General features: G+C 64.4%; 16 protein-coding genes. 8 read left to right on the top strand and 8 right to left on the bottom strand.

What is annotated here, in order from left to right:
• The first annotated feature begins 5 nt into the window (after window positions 1-5).
• Complete coding sequence (locus A7X65_RS18200; RefSeq protein WP_063687088.1) at window positions 6-1,373, top strand: LLM class flavin-dependent oxidoreductase; 1,368 nt, start codon at window positions 6-8, stop codon at window positions 1,371-1,373.
• Window positions 1,374-1,388: 15 nt separating this feature from the next.
• Complete coding sequence (locus A7X65_RS18195; RefSeq protein ID WP_063687086.1) at window positions 1,389-2,174, top strand: fumarylacetoacetate hydrolase family protein; 786 nt, start codon at window positions 1,389-1,391, stop codon at window positions 2,172-2,174.
• Between the two features lie 102 nt (window positions 2,175-2,276).
• Here the strand turns inward: A7X65_RS18195 and A7X65_RS18190 are convergent, their stop codons facing one another.
• Window positions 2,277-2,732, bottom strand: a complete 456-nt coding sequence (locus tag A7X65_RS18190; protein WP_063687793.1) for an Lrp/AsnC family transcriptional regulator — start codon at window positions 2,730-2,732, stop codon at window positions 2,277-2,279.
• Window positions 2,733-2,886: 154 nt separating this feature from the next.
• Between A7X65_RS18190 and A7X65_RS18185 the strand changes: the two genes are divergently transcribed.
• Window positions 2,887-6,336 (top strand): indolepyruvate ferredoxin oxidoreductase family protein, encoded by a 3,450-nt coding sequence (locus tag A7X65_RS18185; protein ID WP_063687085.1) that lies wholly within the window; start codon window positions 2,887-2,889, stop codon window positions 6,334-6,336.
• A gap of 75 nt (window positions 6,337-6,411) precedes the next feature.
• Complete coding sequence (iaaH, locus tag A7X65_RS18180; RefSeq protein ID WP_063687083.1) at window positions 6,412-7,830, top strand: indoleacetamide hydrolase; 1,419 nt, start codon at window positions 6,412-6,414, stop codon at window positions 7,828-7,830.
• Window positions 7,831-8,060: 230 nt separating this feature from the next.
• Here the strand turns inward: iaaH and A7X65_RS18175 are convergent, their stop codons facing one another.
• A complete protein-coding gene (locus A7X65_RS18175) occupies window positions 8,061-8,969 on the bottom strand; it encodes a LysR family transcriptional regulator (RefSeq protein WP_063687081.1) in 909 nt (302 codons plus the stop codon).
• A 210-nt stretch (window positions 8,970-9,179) separates the two neighbouring features.
• Between A7X65_RS18175 and A7X65_RS18170 the strand changes: the two genes are divergently transcribed.
• From A7X65_RS18170 to A7X65_RS18160, 3 genes are all read left to right on the top strand, one after another.
• Window positions 9,180-10,361, top strand: a complete 1,182-nt coding sequence (locus A7X65_RS18170) for an HlyD family secretion protein (RefSeq protein WP_063687079.1) — start codon at window positions 9,180-9,182, stop codon at window positions 10,359-10,361.
• A 117-nt stretch (window positions 10,362-10,478) separates the two neighbouring features.
• A complete protein-coding gene (locus A7X65_RS18165) occupies window positions 10,479-12,089 on the top strand; it encodes an MDR family MFS transporter (protein ID WP_063687078.1) in 1,611 nt (536 codons plus the stop codon).
• A gap of 30 nt (window positions 12,090-12,119) precedes the next feature.
• Window positions 12,120-12,581: a carboxymuconolactone decarboxylase family protein gene (locus A7X65_RS18160; protein ID WP_063687077.1), complete on the top strand. Its 462-nt coding sequence runs from the start codon at window positions 12,120-12,122 to the stop codon at window positions 12,579-12,581.
• Between the two features lie 327 nt (window positions 12,582-12,908).
• Here the strand turns inward: A7X65_RS18160 and A7X65_RS18155 are convergent, their stop codons facing one another.
• From A7X65_RS18155 to A7X65_RS18130, 6 genes are all read right to left on the bottom strand, one after another.
• Window positions 12,909-13,769: a D-amino-acid transaminase gene (locus A7X65_RS18155; RefSeq protein WP_063687075.1), complete on the bottom strand. Its 861-nt coding sequence runs from the start codon at window positions 13,767-13,769 to the stop codon at window positions 12,909-12,911.
• A gap of 205 nt (window positions 13,770-13,974) precedes the next feature.
• Window positions 13,975-14,706, bottom strand: a complete 732-nt coding sequence (locus A7X65_RS18150; RefSeq protein WP_063687073.1) for an amino acid ABC transporter ATP-binding protein — start codon at window positions 14,704-14,706, stop codon at window positions 13,975-13,977.
• A 12-nt stretch (window positions 14,707-14,718) separates the two neighbouring features.
• On the bottom strand, window positions 14,719-15,411 hold the full coding sequence (locus A7X65_RS18145; RefSeq protein ID WP_063687071.1) for an amino acid ABC transporter permease: 693 nt from the start codon (window positions 15,409-15,411) through the stop codon (window positions 14,719-14,721).
• 3 nt (window positions 15,412-15,414) lie between these two features.
• Complete coding sequence (locus tag A7X65_RS18140) at window positions 15,415-16,146, bottom strand: amino acid ABC transporter permease (protein ID WP_063687068.1); 732 nt, start codon at window positions 16,144-16,146, stop codon at window positions 15,415-15,417.
• Window positions 16,147-16,265: 119 nt separating this feature from the next.
• Complete coding sequence (locus A7X65_RS18135) at window positions 16,266-17,177, bottom strand: amino acid ABC transporter substrate-binding protein (RefSeq protein ID WP_063687065.1); 912 nt, start codon at window positions 17,175-17,177, stop codon at window positions 16,266-16,268.
• Between the two features lie 99 nt (window positions 17,178-17,276).
• Window positions 17,277-18,662 (bottom strand): M20 family metallopeptidase, encoded by a 1,386-nt coding sequence (locus A7X65_RS18130; RefSeq protein WP_063687063.1) that lies wholly within the window; start codon window positions 18,660-18,662, stop codon window positions 17,277-17,279.
• 254 nt (window positions 18,663-18,916) lie between these two features.
• Here A7X65_RS18130 and A7X65_RS18125 point away from each other — a divergent pair, with 254 nt between their 5' ends.
• Window positions 18,917-20,296, top strand: a complete 1,380-nt coding sequence (locus A7X65_RS18125) for an LLM class flavin-dependent oxidoreductase (protein ID WP_063687061.1) — start codon at window positions 18,917-18,919, stop codon at window positions 20,294-20,296.
• Window positions 20,297-20,391 lie beyond the last annotated feature (95 nt).

Here is a 20,391-nt window from a genome sequence, read left to right as displayed (position 1 = left end):
ACAGCATGAATCGGCAGATGGTACTGGTCGGCTTCCTCCAGGCGCAGAATTGCACCAATTTGCCGAGCTCCTGGCGGCATCCGGACTCGCGCGATGATTCGATGTCGGCGGACTATTATCAGGAGATCGCCAAAATCCTCGAAGCCAGCAAATTCCACATGGCCTTCTTCGACGACCGCCTGGCGATGCCGGACCGCTACGGGAACGACCACGCGCACACCGTCGAATACGGCATTCGCTGCGTGAAGATGGACCCGCTGATCGTGCTGACCACGATGGGCATGGTGACCGACAAGCTCGGCCTTGGCGCGACCTGCTCGACCACCTATTACGAGCCGTTCGACGTCGCCCGCCGCTACGCGACGCTCGATCTGATGTCCGGCGGACGCGCAGGCTGGAACGTCGTCACCTCGCTCAATGACGGCGAAGCCCTCAACATGGGACGCGACTCCCATCCCGAGCATGATTCCCGCTACGACAAGGCCGACGAGTTCATGGAGGTCGTGCTCGGCCATTGGGACACCTGGGAGGACGGCGCGCTCATCATGGACAAGAAGACCGGCCGCTTTGCCGATCCCCACAAGGTGAAGCGGCTCGATCACAAGGGAGCGAACTTCAAGTCGCGCGGACCGTTCACCGTGCCGCGGTCGAGCCAAGGTCATCCCGTCATCATCCAGGCCGGCGCATCCGGCCGCGGCCAGCGCTTTGCCGGCCGCTGGGGTGAGGTGATCTTCACCGCCGCGCGCAATCTCGCCGCCGCCAAGGAAGGCTATGCGTCCGTCCGCAACGAGGCTGCGAAAGCCGGCCGCGATCCCGACCAGATGTTCCTCTGCAACCTGACGACGCCGGTCTGCGCCGCGACCAAGGCGGAGGCCGAGGACAAGATGGCGCTGATCAACAAGCTGCCGCTCGAGATCGACGCGCTGTCGCTGCTCGCCGAAGCGCTCAACTACGATTTCGCGTCCAAGGACCTCGACGAGCCGCTGACCACGGACGAGCTGAAGAGCATGCAGGGCATCCTTGGCATCCGCGACGGGGTGCTGAAGAACTCGGGCAAGAGCAATCCCAGCGCGCGCGACTTCGTCACCTTCTCCGGCCGCGGCCAGGTGCATGACGCCATGGTCGGCGGTCCCAAGGAGATCGCCGACAAGCTCGAGGAGATGTTCGTCGAACGCGGCTGCGACGGCTTTGTGATTGCCGCGACCTACGTGCCCGGCTCCTACAAGGACTTCGTGCAACATGTCGTGCCGGAATTGCAGCGGCGCGGCCTGTTCCAGAAGGACTATCGCGGCAAGACGCTGCGGGAAAATCTCGGGCTCAAGCGGCCGGCCGCCGGTGCCTGGAAGGTGCAGCCGCGCGATGCCGCGGAATAACGACGAGGGCAGATCATGCGCTGGCTGAAATTCACCGCCTCGGGAAAGACCTCCTGGGGAATCATCGAAGGCGACCAGGTCGTCGCGGTCGACGGCGATCCGTTCGATAAATGGCAGCGCGGCTCGCGCACGTGTTCCCTATCCGAGGTCAAGATCGAGCTGCCGCTGATCCCGCGCACCTTCTATTGCGTCGGGCTGAACTACCTCAAGCACCTGAAGGAGGCCGCCGACAAGGCCGGCACGGTGCCGGCCGTGCCCGACCGTCCCGAGATCGGCTATCGCGCCCAGAATGCGCTGATCGCCCATGACGAGGACGTCGTGATCCCGTCCTTCGCGACGGAGAAGATCCACTATGAGGGCGAGCTCGTCGTCGTCATCGGCAAGAAGGTGAAGCATCTCACCGAGGCCAACGCGATGGATTGCGTGTTCGGCTACACCATCGGCAACGACGTCAGCGAGCGCAGCTGGCAGAAGGCCGACCGCAGCCTGTGGCGCTCGAAGAATGCCGACACGTTCAAGCCGATGGGCCCGTGGATCGAGACCGAGGCTGACCTTGCGAAGATGGAAACGATCGTCCGGGTCAACGGCAAGGAGACCAACCGCTTCCACACCAACGATATGATCTTTGGCGTGGTCCCGTTCCTGGTCGAGCTGACCCGGTACTTTACGCTATGGCCGGGCGACGTGATCTGGATGGGAACGGACGGCGCCTCGCCCGACATCAAGCACGGCGATGTCGTGGAGATCGACATCACGGGTGTCGGGACGTTGCGGAACAGGTTCGTGCGGGAGGAGAGGTGATCCTCGTAGGATGGGTAGAGCGGAGCGAAACCCATCACCTCAGTCACAGAGGAAAGACTTCGATGGGTTTCGCTATCGCTCTACCCATCCTGCGAGAGCCGCTCAAAACGGCAGCGCCACGCCGGTCTTGATCTCCTTCAGCACCACGTTGCTGCGGACGTAGCGGATGCCGGGAATGCGGAACATGAACTCGTCGAGGAAGCGGTTGTAGGCCGCCATGTCCTGCACGACGACGCGCAGATGGTAGTCGGCATCGCCGGTGGTCGCGAAGCACTCCAGCACCTCGCGGCGCTTGGTGACGCTGGCCACGAACTCGTCGACGAACTTCGCATCGTGGCGCTCCAACGAGACGTGGAGGATGGCCGACATCGCGAAGCCCGCCTGCTCGCGCGCGACCAGCGCGGCATAGCCCTGGATGACGCCGCTCTCCTCCAGCGCGCGCACCCGGCGCCAGCAGGCCGAAGTGGACATGCCGACCTCGTCGGCCAGTTGCTGGTTGGTGGCGCGGCCGTCCTTCTGGAGGTGGGCCAGAATCCTGACATCGTGGTCTTCGATCATGAGCGCGCCCCAATTCGAGAGATTATACCGCAGACCGTTCATTTTTGCAAAAATCTACCGATTTCATGCCCTCAGCGGGATGAATAGGTAAGACTTACCAGCCGACCGGGCCTACCCTTCGCCAATCCGGCACCGTTGCCGCGCGAGGTCCGCCATGGACGCCATTCCGTCACTCGACACCTATGAGCTTTCCGACCGCTACGATCGCGAGGAGGGCCGCGTCTTCCTCACGGGCACACAGGCCATCGTCCGCATCGCCCTCGACCAGGCGAAGCGCGACCGCGCGAGCGGTCTCAACACCGCGGGCTTCATCTCGGGCTATCGCGGCTCGCCGCTCGGCGGCGTCGATCTCGAGCTGTGGCGCATCCAGGAACGCCTGAAGCGAGACCGCATCGAATTCCTCCCTGCAGTGAACGAGGATCTCGCGGCCACCGCCGTGCTTGGCTCGCAGCAGGTCGAGACGCAAGGCGAGCGCGAGGTCGATGGCGTGTTCGGCCTCTGGTACGGCAAGGGCCCCGGCATCGATCGCTCCGGCGACGCGCTCAAGCACGGCAATGCCTATGGCTCCTCGCCGCATGGCGGCGTGCTGGTGGTCGCCGGCGACGACCATGGCTGCGTCTCTTCCTCGATGCCGCACCAGTCCGACGTCGCCTTCATGAGCTGGTTCATGCCGACGCTGCACCCGGCCGATGTCGGCGAATATCTGGCGTTCGGCGAATATGGCTACGCGCTGAGCCGCTTCTCCGGCATGTGGGTCGGCTTCAAGGCGATCTCGGAGATCGTGGAATCAGGCGCGTCCGTCGCGCTGCAGCCGCCGCGCGCCTTCCGCACGCCCGACTTCACGCCGCCGCCCGGCGGGCTGCACTATCGCTGGCCGGATTTGCCGGGCCCGCAGATCGAGGAGCGGCTGGAGGCGAAGAAGCACGCGGTCTACGCCTTTGCGAAAGCCAATCCGATCGACCGCCACATCTACGACATCCCCGGCGCCACCTACGGCATTGTCACGACCGGCAAGGCCCATCTCGATCTGATGGAGGCGCTGCGGCTGATGGGCCTCGATGAAGCCGCCTGCCGAAGCATCGGCATCGACGTCTACAAGGTCGGCATGGTCTGGCCGTTGGCGCTGCACGATGCCATGGACTTCGTGAAAGGCAAGCGCGAGATCCTCGTGGTCGAGGAGAAGCGCGGCATCATCGAGAGCCAGTTCAAGGAATATTTCTACGACTATCCCGGCAGCAAGCCGGAGCGCATGGTCGGCAAGCACGACGAGCGAGGTGCAAGGCTGATCTCCTGGATCGGCGAATTGTCGCCGCGCGCGCTCGCATCCGTGCTGGCGCGCAGGCTCGATCCGATGTTTCCGGGACTCAATCTCGCTGCCCGCGCAGCGGCCTTGATGCCGGAGGCCGCGCGCACGATCAACGTCCCGGGCGCAACGCGCACGCCCTATTTCTGCTCGGGATGCCCGCACAACACATCGACAAAAGTGCCCGAGGGATCCAAGGCGCTGGCCGGCATCGGCTGTCATTTCATGGCGAGCTGGATGGACCGGGAGACCTCGTCGCTGATCCAGATGGGCGGCGAGGGTGTGAACTGGGCGGCCTCGTCGCGCTTTACCGGCCACAGGCACGTGTTCCAGAATCTCGGCGAAGGCACCTATTATCACTCCGGCTCGATGGCGATCCGGCAGGCGGTCGCAGCGAAAGCCAACATCACCTACAAGATCCTGTTCAACGATGCCGTCGCCATGACCGGCGGCCAGCCGGTCGACGGCCCGGTCAGCGTGCATGCCATCGCGCACAGCGTCCGCGCCGAAGGCGTGACACGCATCGCACTCGTCTCGGACGATCCCGCGCATTTCAGCCCGGCGGACCTGCCCAGCGGCGTCACCATCCATCCCCGCGAGGAGATGGATGCCGTGCAGCGCGAGCTGCGCGACATCCCCGGCGTCTCCGTCCTGATCTACCAGCAGACCTGCGCCACCGAGAAGCGGCGGCGGCGCAAGCGCGGACAGATGGCCGATCCGAAACGCTTTGCCTACATCAACGATCTCGTCTGCGAGGGCTGCGGCGACTGTTCTGTGGAATCCAACTGCCTCAGCGTCGAGCCGAAGGAGACGCCGTTCGGCCGCAAGCGGCAGATCAATCTGTCGACCTGCAACAAGGATTTCTCCTGTCTCAACGGCTTCTGCCCGAGTTTTGTCACGGTCGAAGGCGCGAGCCGCCGGAAGAAGAGCGCGAGCCAGATCGACGCGGTCGGCCGCGCGGCGATGCTCCCCCTGCCCTCACCCACGACGCTCGAGCGGCCCTACGATCTGCTGGTGACCGGCGTCGGCGGCACCGGTGTGATCACCGTCGGCGCGCTGATCGGCATGGCCGCGCATCTCGAACGCTTCGGCGTCTCGGTGCTGGACTTCACCGGCTTTGCACAGAAGTTCGGTCCGGTGCTCAGCTTCATCCGCCTGGCCGCGAGCCCCGAAGCACTGCATCAGGTCCGTATCGACCAGGGTGCGGCCGATGCGCTGATCGGCTGCGACCTCGTCGTCAGCTCCTCGCCAAAGGCGTCCGGCACTTACCGTCGCGGCACGCGCGCCGCCGTCAATACCGCGGAGATGCCGACCGGCGACGTCGTCCGCTTCCGCGACGCCGATCTCGCGTCGCCTGCCCGCCTGCGGGCGATCCGCCAGGTGATCGGCAACGACAATCTCGACACGATCAACGCCAATGCGCTGGCCGAACGCCTGCTGGGCGATGCCGTGTACGCCAACATCATCATGCTGGGCTTTGCCTGGCAGCGCGGCCTGGTCCCGGTCTCGCTGCAGGCGCTGCTGCGCGCGATCGAGCTGAACGGCGTCGCGGTCGAACGCAACAAGCAGGCCTTTGCCTGGGGCCGGATCGCCGCGGCCGATCCGGACTTTTTGCCGAAGGCGGAAGATGCGCGCGAAACCGAGACGCTCGACCAGCTCATCGCCCGTCGCGCCGAATTCCTCACGGCCTATCAGAACGAGGCCTATGCGGCACGCTACCGGGCAATGGTCGCAGGGGTCCGCAGTGCCGAAGCCGGCCTGAACAGCGAAGCGCTGACCGAGGCCGTCGCCCGCGCGCTGTTCAAGCTGATGGCCTACAAGGACGAGTACGAGGTGGCGCGCCTGCACATGCAGAGCGGGTTCCTCGACACGTTGAAGCGCGAATTCGAGGACGGCTTCCGCGTCCAGTATCACCTCGCTCCGCCGTTCCTGCCCTCAAAACCTGACGCCCGCGGCCGTCCCCGCAAGCGCGCGTTCGGCCAGTGGATCCAGTTGCCGCTTGCCATGCTCTCGCGTTTGAAGGGCTTGCGCGGAACGCCGTTCGATCCGTTCGGCTACACCGCGGAACGGCGCACGGAGCGGGAGCTGATCGCCTGGTATGAAGGGCTGATCGAACGCATGACCGGCAAGCTCGACGCAGCGCATCTGCCCAATCTCGTGGCGATCGCCAAGGGCCCGATGGAGATCCGCGGCTACGGGCCGGTGAAGGACGCTGCGATCGTGAAGGTGAAGGCCGACATCGACCGGCTGCTCGCCGAGCTCGACACGCCATCGCCGGCGAGGATGCGCGCCCACGGTTGACGCGACGGCGGCGAGGCTTCAGCCTCCGAGACCGAGGGGCGCCCTGATGGCCCCCTGCAATTCGGGTGACGCATCATGGATTTCGACCAGTTGACGCTGAGCGAGGCCGCTTCCGGCCTCCGCACCGGGACGTTCACAAGCACCACGCTCACCCGCGAAGCGATCGCGCGCGCCAAGGCCAACCCCGAGCTCAATGCCTTCGTCACCCTGGACGAGGCCGGCGCCTCGAAGGCCGCCGCGGCGTTCGACGCGGCGGGTGACAAGTCAAAACCGCTCGGCGGCGTGCCCATCGTGATCAAGGACAATATCGAGGTGGCCGGGCTGCCCTGCAGCGCCGGCACTCCGGCGCTGAAGGACTACGTTCCGAAAGCCGATGCGCCCGTTGCGGCAAAACTGCGCGCCGCCGGAGCAATCATCATCGGCAAGACCAGCATGCACGAGCTCGCCTTCGGCATCTCCGGCTACAACACCGCGTTCAAGACCGGCACCGAATACGGCGTGCGCAACGCCTATGATCGCACTTTGATCGCAGGCGGCTCGTCCTCGGGCACGGGCGCGGCGATCGGCGCGCGGATCGTCGCGGGCGGACTTGGCACCGACACCGGCGGATCGGTGCGGGTCCCCGCCGCGCTGAACGGATGCGCCTCACTGCGCCCGACCGTCGGCCGCTATCCGCAAGGCGGCATCGCGCCGATCTCGCACACCCGCGATACCGCGGGGCCAATGGCCGCGACCATGACGGATGTCGCACTGCTCGACCGCGTCATCGCAGGCGGCGATGCGATTGCGCCGGCCGACCTGCGCCAGGTCCGCATCGGCATCGCAAGATCGATGCTGATCGATCTCGATGCCGACACCGAGTCCGCGTTCCGCGACGCCGTCGAGAAGGTGAAGACGCAAGGCGTCATGGTGGTCGAGATCGAGATGCCTCAACTGGCCGAGCTCGACGGCCAGGTCAGTTTTCCGATTGCGCTGTATGAGGCGTATGACGATCTGGTCGCCTATCTCAAGCACACGGGCACCGGCCTCACCATCGAGGCAGTGGCGGCGCAGATCGCCAGCACTGACGTGAAGAGCACCTATGACGGTCTGGTGATCCCGCGCAAACTCCCCGCCCCCGACGGCAGCCTTGTCGATGCCAAGCCGATCTATGACGCCGCCATCAAGACCGCACGGCCGGCGCTGCAGGCGCTTTACAGCAAGACTTTCGCCGACAACCGGCTCGATGCCATCGCCTTCCCGACTACGCCGCGCGTTGCCATTGCCTCCAACCCGGACTCCAGCAGCCTCGAGAATTTCGGCCTGTTCATCCAGAACACCGATCCCGGCAGCAATGCCGGCATTCCCGGGATCCAGGTCCCGATCGCGCTCGGCGCCAGCAGCAGATTGCCGATCGGGCTCGAGCTGGATGGGCCGGAAGGAAGCGATCGCCGGTTGCTTGCGATTGGGATGGCACTCGATGCCGTGTTCGGGCGGCTGCCGGCGCCACACTGACGTTCTCGTAGGGTGGGCAAAGCGAAGCGTGCCCACCATCTGTCGCGAACATTGCCAGATCGTGGGCACGGCGCTTCGCGCCTTTGCCCACCCTACGGTCCCCGAACGAATATCCATCCCCTCACCCTGAGGAGCTTGCGAAGCAAGCGTCTCGAAGGGCGAGGCCACAGTTGGGCCGTCATCCTTCGAGACGCGCGTTCCGCGCATCCTCAGGATGAGGAGCAACAGTCTCACGAATACGGATTGATCAGCTTCTGCTGCTCGGCACTGTGATGCACCAGCATGTCGATGAAGGTCCTGACCTTTGCCGACAGATGATGACGGTGTGGATAGACCGCGTTCATCGACATCTCGACCGGACGGTATTCCGGCAGCAGGCGCACCAGCCGGCCGGAATCGAGATCGTCCCCCACGAGAAATCCGGCGGCGAGGCTGATGCCCGCGCCCTGCAATGCCGCCTCGCGCAGCGCTTCGCCGCTGTTGGTGATCAAGTTACCGGAAACGCGCACCGAGGCGGGCGCGCCCTTGCGATCGAAGAAGCGCCACTCGTCGAAGGGATAGTTCACGTGGCGCACGCAATTGTGCTCGGCAAGCTCTTCGAGCTTCGAGACGCGCCCATGCGCCTCGATATAGGCGTGCGAACAGCACAGCACGTGCCGCCACGTCGCAAGACTCCGCACGATCAGGCTCGAATCCGGCGGCGCGATCATGCGCAGCGCAAGATCGAAGCCCTCCTCGATCAGGTCGACGTTGGTTTCGCCCATGCGCAGATCGACCTTGACCTCCGGGTAGGTCGCGAGGAATTCGGCCATCACCGGGGCCACGAACGGCACCATGTGGGTAGCGGTGTGGATGCGCAGCGTGCCGCGCGGCGTCGATTGCAGCGCGCCGGCGATGTCGTCGGCCTGCTCGATGTCGGCGAGGATCTGGATACAGCGGTCGTAATAGGCCTTGCCGATTTCGGTCAGGTTGACCTTGCGCGTGGTGCGATGAAGCAGCCGCACTCCGAGCCGGTCCTCCAGCGCTTGAACGTGATTGCTCACCATGGTGGTCGACATGTTGAGCTTGCGGCCTGCTGCCGAGAAGCCGCCGCTCTCGACCACCCGGCTGAACACTTCGAGGCTGGTCAATCGGTCCATGGGGGCTTGGTTATCCGCTCTTGATGCAGCAATCGCGCGATAGCGACGGCAATCGCTCTGGCGCAGCCGGTGCCCTGATCCGGTAGACATCATGAACCAAGGCGACGGCTCCGATTATCCACCTGCAATGGATAATCCTTCCAGAATTTTGCCAATTATCACTCGGGCCGGCAAGGCCGATAAGTCTCAGCGAGCCGACAGGAGACTGCAATGTCCGAAATGCCCCGCACCGAGACCTTCGAGCAAGCGACTGAAATCACTCGCGATTATTCCAAAGCACCGGCCGCTGTCCCGACCCGGGGCAAGATCCGGCGCGCGGCGCTGATACTCGCGCTCCTCGCAGGCACGGCGACCATGGTCTACTACGGACACGATTACTGGACCTACGGCCGCTATCTCGAGACCACCGACGACGCCTACGTCAAGGCCGACTCCACGATCATCGCGCCGAAGGTCTCCGGCTACATCGCGAAGGTGCTGGTCGGCGACAACGAGAAGGTCAGAGCGGGCCAGCCCCTTGCCAAGATCGACGATCGCGACTTCAAGGCGGCGCTCGACCAGGCCAAGGCCGACGTCGCCGCCGGCGAAGCCTCAGTGCGCAACATCGATGCGCAGCTCGAGCTGCAGCAGCCGATCATCGCGCAGAGCACGGCCGACGTCGCGGCTGCCGACGCCAACCTGAAATTTGCGCAGGAAGAGCGTGCCCGCTACGACGACCTTATGAAGTCGGGCTCCGGCACGATCCAGCGCGCACAGCAGACCGACGCTGCGCTGCGCGCCAGCAACGCGCAATTGCAGCACGCGAAATCGGGACTGATGGCCGCGCAGCGCAAGGTCGACGTGCTCACCACGCAGCGTGCCCAGGCCACCGCCCAGCTCGAGCGTGCCCGCGCGGTCGCGCAGCAGGCGGCGCTGAACCTGTCCTATACCGAGATCACCGCGCCGGTGGACGGCACGGTCGGCGCGCGCAGCCTGCGCGTCGGCCAGTATGTGCAGGCCGGCACGCAGTTGATGGCGGTGGTGCCGCTCGATGCGGTCTATGTCGTCGCCAATTTCAAGGAGACGCAGCTGACTCATGTCCGTCCCGGCCAGCCGGTCGAGCTGCATGTCGACAGTTTTCGCAATCACACGCTGCGCGGCCATGTCGACAGCCTGTCGCCGGCCAGCGGTCTCGAATTCGCACTGCTGCCGCCCGACAACGCCACCGGCAACTTCACCAAGATCGTGCAGCGCGTACCTGTGAAGATCGTGCTCGACGATCACAGCCTCACCGGATTGCTGCGCCCCGGCATGTCGGCGGTACCGACCGTCAATACCAAGCAGACGGTAGTGGCAGAGCGCGAGACGGCCAGGCGCATCGCCGACAATACGACGCGACCAAACGGCGGCTGAAGGCGGGGACCGCCGGCGGGACTATCAAGTCCTGCCGGATGATCCTTCCCGCACTTCGCCGATTATCGAAACCATCCGCCTGACGCATCCTGTCTCCGCAGCAGAGACGAGGCTTCCATGAGCACGCTCCAACCGACCGCCAACTCCGCCGCCGATATTCCAGCCCCTGCTGCGCCTGCGACACCGGCGATCTCGGCAAAAACCTGGATCGCGGTGATCGGCGCAACGCTCGGCGCCTTCATGGCGGTGCTGAACATCCAGATCGTCAACGCCTCGCTCGCCGACATCCAGGGCGCGATCGGCGCCGGCATCGACGACGGCGGCTGGATCTCGACCTCCTATCTGATCGCGGAAATCGTGGTGATCCCGCTCTCGGGCTGGCTCGCGCAGGTGTTCTCGATCCGCATCTATTTGCTCACCAACGCGATCCTGTTCCTGGCGCTCTCCGCGGCCTGCGCGCTGGCGCAGGACCTGCCGCAGATGATCGCGCTGCGCGCCGTGCAGGGCTTCACCGGCGGCGTGCTGATCCCGATGGCGTTCACCTTGATCATCACGCTGCTGCCGCGCGCAAAGCAGCCGGTGGGCCTTGCATTGTTCGCGTTGTCGGCGACGTTCGCGCCGGCGATCGGCCCCACCATCGGCGGCTATCTCACCGAGAATTTCGGCTGGCAGTACATCTTCTACGTCAACCTCGTGCCCGGCGCGGTCATGGTCGGCATGCTCTGGTATGCGCTCGAGGCGAAGCCGATGAAGCTGTCGCTGCTGCGCGAGGGCGACTGGGCCGGCATCATCACGATGGCGATCGGGCTCTCGGCGCTGCAGACCGTGCTGGAGGAAGGCAACAAGGACGACTGGTTCGGCTCGCCTTTCATCGTCAAGCTCAGCGTGATTGCAGCCGTCGCACTGACGGCGTTCCTCGTCATCGAGCTCACGGTGAAGAAGCCGCTACTGAACCTGCGCCTGCTGGTGCGCCGCAATTTCGGCTTCGGCATGCTCGCGAATTTCCTGCTCGGCATCGCGCTGTACGGCTCCGTGTTCATCCTGCCGCAATATCTCGCACGCATCCAGGGCTACAATGCCGAGCAGATCGGCATGGTGCTGGCCTGGACCGGGCTGCCGCAACTGGTGCTGATCCCGCTGGTGCCGCGGCTGATGCAGAAATTCGATGCGCGCTTCATCATCGGCGTCGGCTTCGTGCTGTTCGCGGCCTCGAACTTCATGAACATCTACATGACCAACGACTATGCCGCCGACCAGCTGTTGTGGCCCAACGTCGTTCGCGCCATCGGCCAGGCGCTGGTGATGGCACCGCTGTCGGCGGTGGCGACATCGGGCATCGAAGCGGAGAACGCCGGCTCGGCCTCGGGCCTGTTCAACATGATGCGCAATCTCGGCGGCGCCGTCGGCATTGCGCTGCTGCAGACCGTGCTGACCAAGCGCGAGCAGTATCACTCCAACGTGCTGATGCAGTCGGTCTCGGTGTTCGAGCAGGCGACCCGCACGCGACTGGAACAACTGACTCAATACTTCGTCAATCACGGCATCGTCGACCGTGCGGACGCTGCGCATCGCGCCTATGTCGCGATCGGCCATACCGTGCAGAAGCAGGCCTATATCTTCGCCTTCAGCGACACCTTCTATCTGCTCGGCATGGCGCTGATCGTCGCCCTGATCGCCGTTTTCTTTCTGAAGAAGCCCGGCCAGACCTCGGCCGGTGGTGCCCACTGATCCCAACCACAGCAAGCAAGGAGAACGACCATGAAGCCCCGCATGAATTTCTACCAGGCCGCCCCCGACACGATGAAGGCGCTGATGGCGCTGGAAGAGCAGATCCAGTCGACCGGCCTGGAAAAATCGCTGATCGAGCTGGTCAAGATCCGGGCGTCGCAGATCAACGGCTGCGCCTTCTGCATCAACATGCACACCGAGGACGCCCGCAAGCGCGGCGAGACCGAGCAGCGCATCTACCTGCTCAACGCCTGGCGCGAGTCCCCGCTCTATTCCGACCGCGAGCGCGCCGCGCTGGCCTGGACGGAAGCCGTGACGCTGATCGCCGAGACCCACGCGCCCGACGACGTCTACGAAGATGTCCGCGCGCAATTCTCCGACGCGGAGACGGTGAACCTGACCACGCTGATCGGCGCCATCAACGCCTGGAACAGGCTGGCGATCGCGTTCCGCGCGGTGCACCCGGTGAAGGTGAAGGCGTCGGTAGCGTAGCCGCTGCGCGCCTAGCAAAAGGTCCTGTAGGGTGGGCAAAGCGAAGCGTGCCCACCTTCCGTAGCTAAAGGAGAGAAGACGTGGGCACGGCGCAAGGGCGCCTTTGCCCACCCTACGATAGCTGCGGCGTAATGGACGCAGCGCCGCCTTCACACTCACAACTGTCATGCCCCGGTTTGACCGGGACATTCAGTACGCCGCAGCCTCTCGGTTCAGCAAAACAGACGTCGCTGGAATACTGGATCGCCCGGTCAAGCCGGGCGATGACAGTGAGGGAAGACGTGGGCACGCTGCGCTTTGCCCACCCTACGATATAGGAATATGCGGCTAGACCGCCGTCGCCTTCGCGAACTCCACATATATCTCACGCAGGCGCGTCGCCATCGGGCCGGGCTTGCCGTCGCCGACCTTCTTGCCGTCGACCGCGATCACCGGCTGCACAAAGGAGGATGCGCTGGTGATGAAGGCTTCCTTGGCGGCGAGCGCTTCGTCGACCGTGAAGGATCGTTCCTCGACGCGGAGCTGGCGCTCCTCGGCCAGCGCGATCACGGCCTTGCGGGTGCAGCCCGGCAGGATGGCATTGGAATTCTGGCGGGTGACGATGACGTCGTCCTTGGTCAGGATGAACGCCGTGGACGAGCCGCCCTCGGTGACGTAGCCGTCCTGCAGCATCCAGGCCTCGCCGGCACCGGCCTCGGCCGCAGCCTGCTTCGCCAGCACCTGCGCCAGCAATGCCACACTCTTGATGTCGCGGCGTTCCCAGCGGATGTCAGGCACCGTGATCACGTTGATGCCGGTCTTCGCGACGGGAGCGTTGATGATGTCCTTCTCCGAGGTGAACATCACCAGGCTCGACTTGACGTCGGCCTTGGGGAACGGGAAGTCGCGGCCCTTATCGGCGCCGCGCGTGACCTGGAGATAGACGAGGCCGTTCGCGACCTTGTTGCGCGCGATCAGCTCCTTCTGCAGCTCGGTGATGCGCTCGACCGTCTCCGGCAGCTTCAGCTTGATCTCACCGACCGAACGCTCCAGCCGCGCCAGATGCGAGGCATTGTCGACCAGCTTGCCGTCCAGCACCGCCGAGACCTCGTAGATACCGTCGGCGAACAGGAAGCCGCGATCGAGGACCGAGATCTTGGCTTCCGAGAGCGGGACGAATGAGCCGTTGACGTAGGCGAGCGGGTCCAAGGCAGGTCTCCTGGGAGGGAATGGGGATACCTACCGGTATAGGAGATTTGGCGAGCCCGATAAACCCTCGATCCGTCATTCTCTATTGCGCACTTGCGCAATTTGGGCATTCGCAAAGCGAATGAGCCCGGAATCCATAACCCCGGCTGGGGGCTATGGATTCCGGGCTCGCGCTACGCGCGCCCCGGAATGACGGTGGCGGTGGTTAATGCGACAAAATCTTCGACAAGAACTTCTGCGCGCGGTCGCTGCGCGGCTTGCCGAAGAAATCGTCCTTCGGGGCGTCCTCGACGATCTCGCCGCGGTCCATGAAGATGACACGGTTGGCGACCTTGCGGGCAAAGCCCATTTCGTGGGTCACGACCATCATGGTCATGCCTTCGCGGGCCAGATCGACCATGACGTCGAGCACTTCGCTCACCATTTCCGGGTCGAGCGCCGAGGTCGGCTCGTCGAACAGCATCACGATCGGATCCATCGCGAGCGCGCGGGCAATGGCGACGCGCTGCTGCTGGCCGCCGGAAAGCTGTGCCGGAAACTTTTGTGCGTGCTCCTTCAGGCCGACGCGCTCCAGGAGCTGCATGCCCTTCGTTTCCGCCTTGTCGTGCGAGCGTCCCAGCACCTTCTGCTGCGCAAGGCAGAGATTGTCGATGATCTTCAAATGCGGGAACAGCTCGAAGTGCTGGAACACCATGCCGACGCGCGAGCGCAGCTTCGGCAGGTTGGTCTTGGGGTCGTTGACCTTGGTGCCGTCGACCGAGATGTCACCGCTCTGGAACGGCTCCAGTGCGTTGACGCATTTGATCAGCGTCGACTTGCCCGAGCCCGAGGGGCCGCAGACCACGACGACCTCGCCCTTGGTGACGCTGGTGGTGCAGTCGGTCAGCACCTGGAAGGTGGGGCTGTACCATTTGTTGACATGGCTGATTTCGATCATGACCGACACACTCTAGCGAATGATGGCGATGCGCGCCTGGAGGCGGCGAACGCCGAAGGACGCGATGCAGGAAATGGTGAAGTAGACGACGGCGGCAAACAGATACATCTCGACCAGACGCCCGTCGCGCTGCGCGACCTTGCTCGCCGCGCCGAGGAAATCCGTGATCGACAGGACGTAGACGAGCGAGGTGTCCTGGAACAGCACGATGGTCTGCGTGATCAGGACCGGCAGCATGTTGCGGAACGCCTGCGGCAGCACGACGTAACGCATGCTCTGGGCGTAGGTCAGCCCCAGCGCGCTGGCCGCGGCCGGCTGGCCGCGCGAGATCGACTGGATACCGGCGCGCATGATTTCGGAGAAATACGCCGCCTCGAACATGATGAAGGTGATGAGCGAGGACGCAAACGCACCGACGCTGATCGGGCGCGAGGCGCCCGTCACCCACTGCCCGATATAGGGCACCAGGAAGTAGAACCAGAAGATCACCAGCACCAGCGGCAGCGAGCGCATGAAGTCGACATAGAGGCCGGCGATGCGGCCGAGCAGCTTGTAGCCGGACAAGCGCATCAGGGCGAGCGCCGTGCCGAAGATCAGGCCGCCGAGCGCGGCGAGCGCCGTCAGCGTCAACGTGAACGTCATGCCCTCGTAGAACAGATAGGGCAGTGCGCGGCGGATGACGTCGAAATCGAAATTACTGAGCATCGCTTATTTCCCCGTGATGTAGCCGGGGATCGCGACCCAGCGCTCGAGGAAGCGCATTGCGGTCACGACGACGGCGTTGACGAGGAGATAGAGGATGGTCGCGGCGGTGAAGGCCTCGAACACCTGGAACGAGAATTCCTGCATCGAGCGCGCCTGTCCGGTCAGCTCGAGCAGGCCGATGGTGATGGCGACCGCAGTGTTCTTGATGGTGTTGAGAAATTCGGAGGTCAGCGGCGGCAGGATGATGCGGAATGCCATCGGCAGCAGCACGTAGCGATAGCCCTGCACGGTGGTGAGGCCGAGCGCGGTCGCCGCCATCTTCTGCCCGCGCGGCAGCGAGGAGATGCCGGCCTGCAATTGCACGGCAACGCGGGCGGACATGAAGAAGCCGACGCCGATGGCGGCCGTCCAGAACGGCGCGTTCGGCAATTGCTTCAGCCACAGGCCCGCGGCCTTGGGCAGGATTTCCGGCAGCACGAAGAACCACAGGAAGAGCTGCACCAGCAGCGGCATGTTGCGGAAGAATTCGACGTAAGCGAAGCCGAACCAGTTGGCGGCCTTCGATGGCAGCGTGCGCATGACGCCGACGACCGAGCCGGTGATCAGCGCGATGATCCAGGCCAGCGCCGCGGTCTTGAGGGTCAGCGCCAGGCCCGACAGCAGCATGTCGAGATAGGTGCCGGTTCCCATCGGGTTCGGCTGGAAGAAGATTCCCCAGTTCCAGTTATAGTTCACGTGTCCCCCGCGCGAACGCGCCACTCTCAGAGTTTGTCCCGGCGCCTATGCAAATGTCCGGCCACCCTTGTGTCAAGAGTGGCCGGACATGATCCTGATCGAAAGATCGAGGTTTCAGCTTACTTGTAGTCGTCCGGATTCGGCGAATCCGACGGCTTGGCGAACTCGTTCTTCAGCTCCGAGGAGATCGGCGTGTTCAGGTTCAGACCCTTCGGCGGGATCTTGGCCGTGAACCACTTGTCGTAGATCTTCTGGCCTTCGCCGGAGGTGTAGACCGCGGCCGTCGCCGCATCGACCACCTTCTTGAAGGGGGCGTCGTCCTTGCGCAGCATGATGCCGTAGGGTTCGGGCTTGGAGAACGCGTCCTTGGAGATGGCGTAGTCATCCGGCGCCTTCGAGCCGGCAACGAGGCTGGCCAGCAGGATGTCGTCCATGACGAAGGCCACCGCGCGGTCGGTCTCGACCATCAGGAAGGCTTCGGCGTGATCCTTGGCCGGGATGATGTTGGCGCCGAGGCCCTTGGCGACGTTGGCCTCGGTGAGCTGCTTGATGTTGGTGGTGCCGGCAGTCGAGACCACCGTCTTGCCCTTGAGGTCGTCGATCGACTTCAGGCCGCTCGACTTCTTGAAGACGTAGCGGCTGGCAGTGAGGAAGTGGGTGTTGGTGAAGGCGACCTGCTTCTGGCGCTCGGCATTGTTGGTGGTCGAGCCGCATTCGAGGTCGATGGTGCCGTTGGCCATCAGCGGGATGCGGGTCGCCGAGGTCACCGGGTTGAGCTTGACCTCGAGCTTGTCGAGCTTGAGCTCCTTCTTCACGGCGTCGACGATCTTGTAGCAGATGTCCATCGCGAACCCGACCGGCTTCTGGTTGTCATCCAGATAGGAGAACGGGATCGAGGAGTCGCGGAAGCCCAGCGTGATGGCGCCGGTGTCCTTGATGTTCTTGAGCGTGCCGGTCAGCTCCTGGGCCCCGGCCTGGCTGACGGCGAAGGTCGCGACGAGCGCGAGCCCGATGTGACGGAAATGCTTCACTTTTTTGTTCCCCTTTCAGGATGATGCGGCCGGATGCAAGCACAAATCAGGCCGGATTAGAATGTGACTTTCGGCTGGATGACGGCTCAGGTTAACGGCTCAGGCCAGTGGCTTTGGCAATTCCCCGAGATCCCAGAACAGCCCGGCCATCACCGTCAAGGCCTCTTCGGCCAATGGCAGCAAGATGTGCTCATTGGGCGCATGCTGGGAGCAGCCGGGATAGGAGTGCGGGACCCAGATCGTCGGCAGGCCCAAAATCTCGGAAAAGACGTCGTTGGGCAGCGAGCCGCCGAAATTCGGCAGCACCGCCGGTGCCTTGCCGGTGGTCTCTTGCACCGAATGCGCCGCCCATTTGATCCAGGGGCTGTCGAAATCAGTCCGCGAGGCAGCAAAGCTCTGTGCCGCCCGCACCTCGACCATCGGAAAGCCCTTCTCCGCCAGATGCGCGCGGACGGCGTCGATCAGCCCGTCGATCTTGGTGCCGACCACGAAACGCAGTTGCAGCACGGCATTGGCGTGGCCGGGAATGGCGTTCGCCGGCTTCTCGATATTGCCCGAGGACATCGCCAGCACTTCGAGCGTATTCCAGGCATAGAGCCGCTCGGCCGCCGACAACCCCTCCTCGCCCCAGTTCTCCGCCAGCGCCGGCTCGTCCGCGGTCGGCACCACCTGCACGTCGGCGAGATAGCTGCGGATCTGGTTGGTGAGCCGCGGCGGCTTCAGCGCCTCGATCTGGAGACGGCCGTGGCCGTCCACCAGGGTCGAGATGGCGTTGACCAGGATGGTCGCGGGGTTGGCGAGCACGCCGCCCCAATTGCCGGAATGGTGCCCGCCGTCGCGCAAGTTCACGTCGAGATGGATGCGGATGCCGCCGCGGCAGCCGAGAAAGAGGGTCGGCCGGTCAGCAGACAGCCGCGGCCCGTCGGACGCCATGAACAAATCGGCCTTGAGCGCATCGCGGTTGAGATCGCAGACCTTGCCGAGATCGGGCGAGCCGATCTCCTCCCCCATCTCGACGATGAACTTGGCGTTGAAGCCGAGCCTGCCGCCGCGGGCATCGCGTACCGCGCGAAGCGCCGCCATGTTGATGCTATGCTGGCCCTTGTTGTCGGCGGTGCCGCGGCCGTAGAGGCGCGTGCCCGAAACCGTCGTGCGCCAGGGGTCGCGCCCCTCGCGCCATTCGCCCTCCATACCGTCGACGACGTCGCCATGCCCGTAGACCAGCACGGTCGGCGCGGATGCACTCTCGTGATGCTCGGCGAACAGGAACGGCGCCTTGCCGCTCGGGGATTCGACGATACGGCTGGTGAAGTCGAGCGCGGCGAAGGCCGGCTGCATCTCCTGTTCCAGATAGGCCCGCAGCTCGGGGCCGCGCGACGGATTCTGGCTCTCGGTCTTGTAGGCGACGCGGCGGTCGAGTTCAGCGAGGAACGCGCCGGATTTGAAATCGTCGCGGGCGCGGGCGATGGCGTCGGCTCTGGTCATTGCTTTTCGTTTTCAAGGTCTCGAGGCGGGCGAACCTAGCGGGCTACACTGGCCTTCGAAAGTGGCGGGGACTTGGATAGTTCTTCGTTAGCTCTTGCGATTTCGTTCTTGCTCTCTTGAGATTGGCTTGCCAAGAGCGGGAACGCCGCTGACTTTGGCCTTGCCAAGCGCAAGCGATATGCAAGAACTTCGCCAGATTGGGGCGCACATCTATCATTCGAAGAGCGCTCAGTACAGAGCGCCAGGGGACCAGCATGGCCAAGCAGATCAGGCTCAACGCCTTCGCGATGAATTGCGTCGCGCATCAATCACCGGGCCTGTGGACCCACCCGCGCGACCGCACCGCCGAATATAACCGCCTGCCCTACTGGATCGACCTCGCCAAAACACTGGAACGCGGCCGTTTCGACGGGCTGTTCCTGGCCGACGTGCTCGGGGTGTATGACGTCTATGGCAACAGCCCTGACGCAGCCTTGCGCAACGCAGCACAAACGCCGTCCAACGAACCGCTGCTGCTGCTCTCGGCGATGGCCGCCGTGACCAAGAATCTGGGCTTCGGCGTCACCAGCAATCTGTCCTTCGAGCCGCCCTACCCGTTCGCGCGGCGGATGTCGACGCTGGATCATCTCACCGAGGGCCGGATCGGCTGGAATGTCGTCACCGGCTATCTCGACAGCGCCGCGCGCGGCGCCGGCAAGGACAAGCAGACCGGGCACGACGACCGCTACGACATCGCCGACGAATATATGGACGTCGTCTACAAGCTCTGGGAAGGCAGCTGGGAAGACGACGCCGTGCTGCGCGACCGCAAGCGCGGCATCTTCACCGATCCCAGCAAGGTTCATCGCATCAATCACGAGAGCGCGAACTACCGCATCAACAACACCATCCATCTCAGCGAGCCGTCGCCGCAGCGCACGCCCGTGCTGTACCAGGCCGGCACATCGCCGCGCGGACGGCAGTTCGCGGCCAAACATGCCGAATGCGTGTTCATGTCGGGACCGTCGGCCAAGATCATTGCGCCGCGCGTCTCCGCCATTCGCGAAGAAGCCGCCAAGTTCGGCCGCAACCCGGCCGAGATCCTGATGTTCAACATGATGACGATCATCCTCGGCAACACCGAAGCCGAAGCGGCCGCGAAATATGCCGACTACCGGTCGCACATCAATCCGGAAGGCGCGCTGGCGCTGATGTCGGGATGGACCGGCATCGACTTCTCCGGCTACGAGCTCGACCAGCAGGTCCGCCACGTCCAGAACGATGCCGGCCGCAGCGCGCTCGACAACGTCACCCGCGGCGATCCCGATCGCGTCTGGACCGTGCGCGACGTCATCGAGCATGTCGGCATCGGCGGCGCCGGCCCGGTCGTGGTCGGCACGCCCGAAAGCGTCGCGGACAAGATCGAGGACTGGTTCGAGAAGACCGATGTCGACGGCCTCAACGTCGCCTTCGCGATCTCGCCCGGCGATTTCGAGGACATTTCCGACATGCTGGTTCCGGAGCTGACCAAGCGCGGGCGCTACAAGCCGGAGTACGCGAAGGGCACGCTGCGGGAGAAGTTGTTCGGTGACGGCCGCGCAAGGCTGGATGCGCCACATCCGGCGGCGGGGTATCGGGTGGGGAAGAAGGGGTAGCTATTCGCGCTTCCTTCGCGAGCAGCCGCGCTGCATCCGCAAGCACCGCTGCGTTCCCTTCCCCCCTTGCGGGGGAGGGAGCAGAGCGGAGCCCG

Origin of the sequence: Bradyrhizobium stylosanthis (assembly GCF_001641335.1) — a bacterium.
GTDB classification, from domain to species: Bacteria; Pseudomonadota; Alphaproteobacteria; order Rhizobiales; family Xanthobacteraceae; genus Bradyrhizobium; species Bradyrhizobium stylosanthis.
This window is presented reverse-complemented; position numbering and strand designations above follow the sequence as displayed.

Coding starts and splice junctions, on each gene's coding strand:
- A7X65_RS18200 (WP_063687088.1), top strand. CDS start 6: ATGAATCGGCAGATGGTACTGGTCGGCTTCCTCCAGGCGCAGAATTGC.
- A7X65_RS18195 (WP_063687086.1), top strand. CDS start 1,389: ATGCGCTGGCTGAAATTCACCGCCTCGGGAAAGACCTCCTGGGGAATC.
- A7X65_RS18190 (WP_063687793.1), bottom strand. CDS start 2,732: ATGATCGAAGACCACGATGTCAGGATTCTGGCCCACCTCCAGAAGGAC.
- A7X65_RS18185 (WP_063687085.1), top strand. CDS start 2,887: ATGGACGCCATTCCGTCACTCGACACCTATGAGCTTTCCGACCGCTAC.
- iaaH (WP_063687083.1), top strand. CDS start 6,412: ATGGATTTCGACCAGTTGACGCTGAGCGAGGCCGCTTCCGGCCTCCGC.
- A7X65_RS18175 (WP_063687081.1), bottom strand. CDS start 8,969: ATGGACCGATTGACCAGCCTCGAAGTGTTCAGCCGGGTGGTCGAGAGC.
- A7X65_RS18170 (WP_063687079.1), top strand. CDS start 9,180: ATGTCCGAAATGCCCCGCACCGAGACCTTCGAGCAAGCGACTGAAATC.
- A7X65_RS18165 (WP_063687078.1), top strand. CDS start 10,479: ATGAGCACGCTCCAACCGACCGCCAACTCCGCCGCCGATATTCCAGCC.
- A7X65_RS18160 (WP_063687077.1), top strand. CDS start 12,120: ATGAAGCCCCGCATGAATTTCTACCAGGCCGCCCCCGACACGATGAAG.
- A7X65_RS18150 (WP_063687073.1), bottom strand. CDS start 14,706: ATGATCGAAATCAGCCATGTCAACAAATGGTACAGCCCCACCTTCCAG.
- A7X65_RS18145 (WP_063687071.1), bottom strand. CDS start 15,411: ATGCTCAGTAATTTCGATTTCGACGTCATCCGCCGCGCACTGCCCTAT.
- A7X65_RS18130 (WP_063687063.1), bottom strand. CDS start 18,662: ATGACCAGAGCCGACGCCATCGCCCGCGCCCGCGACGATTTCAAATCC.
- A7X65_RS18125 (WP_063687061.1), top strand. CDS start 18,917: ATGGCCAAGCAGATCAGGCTCAACGCCTTCGCGATGAATTGCGTCGCG.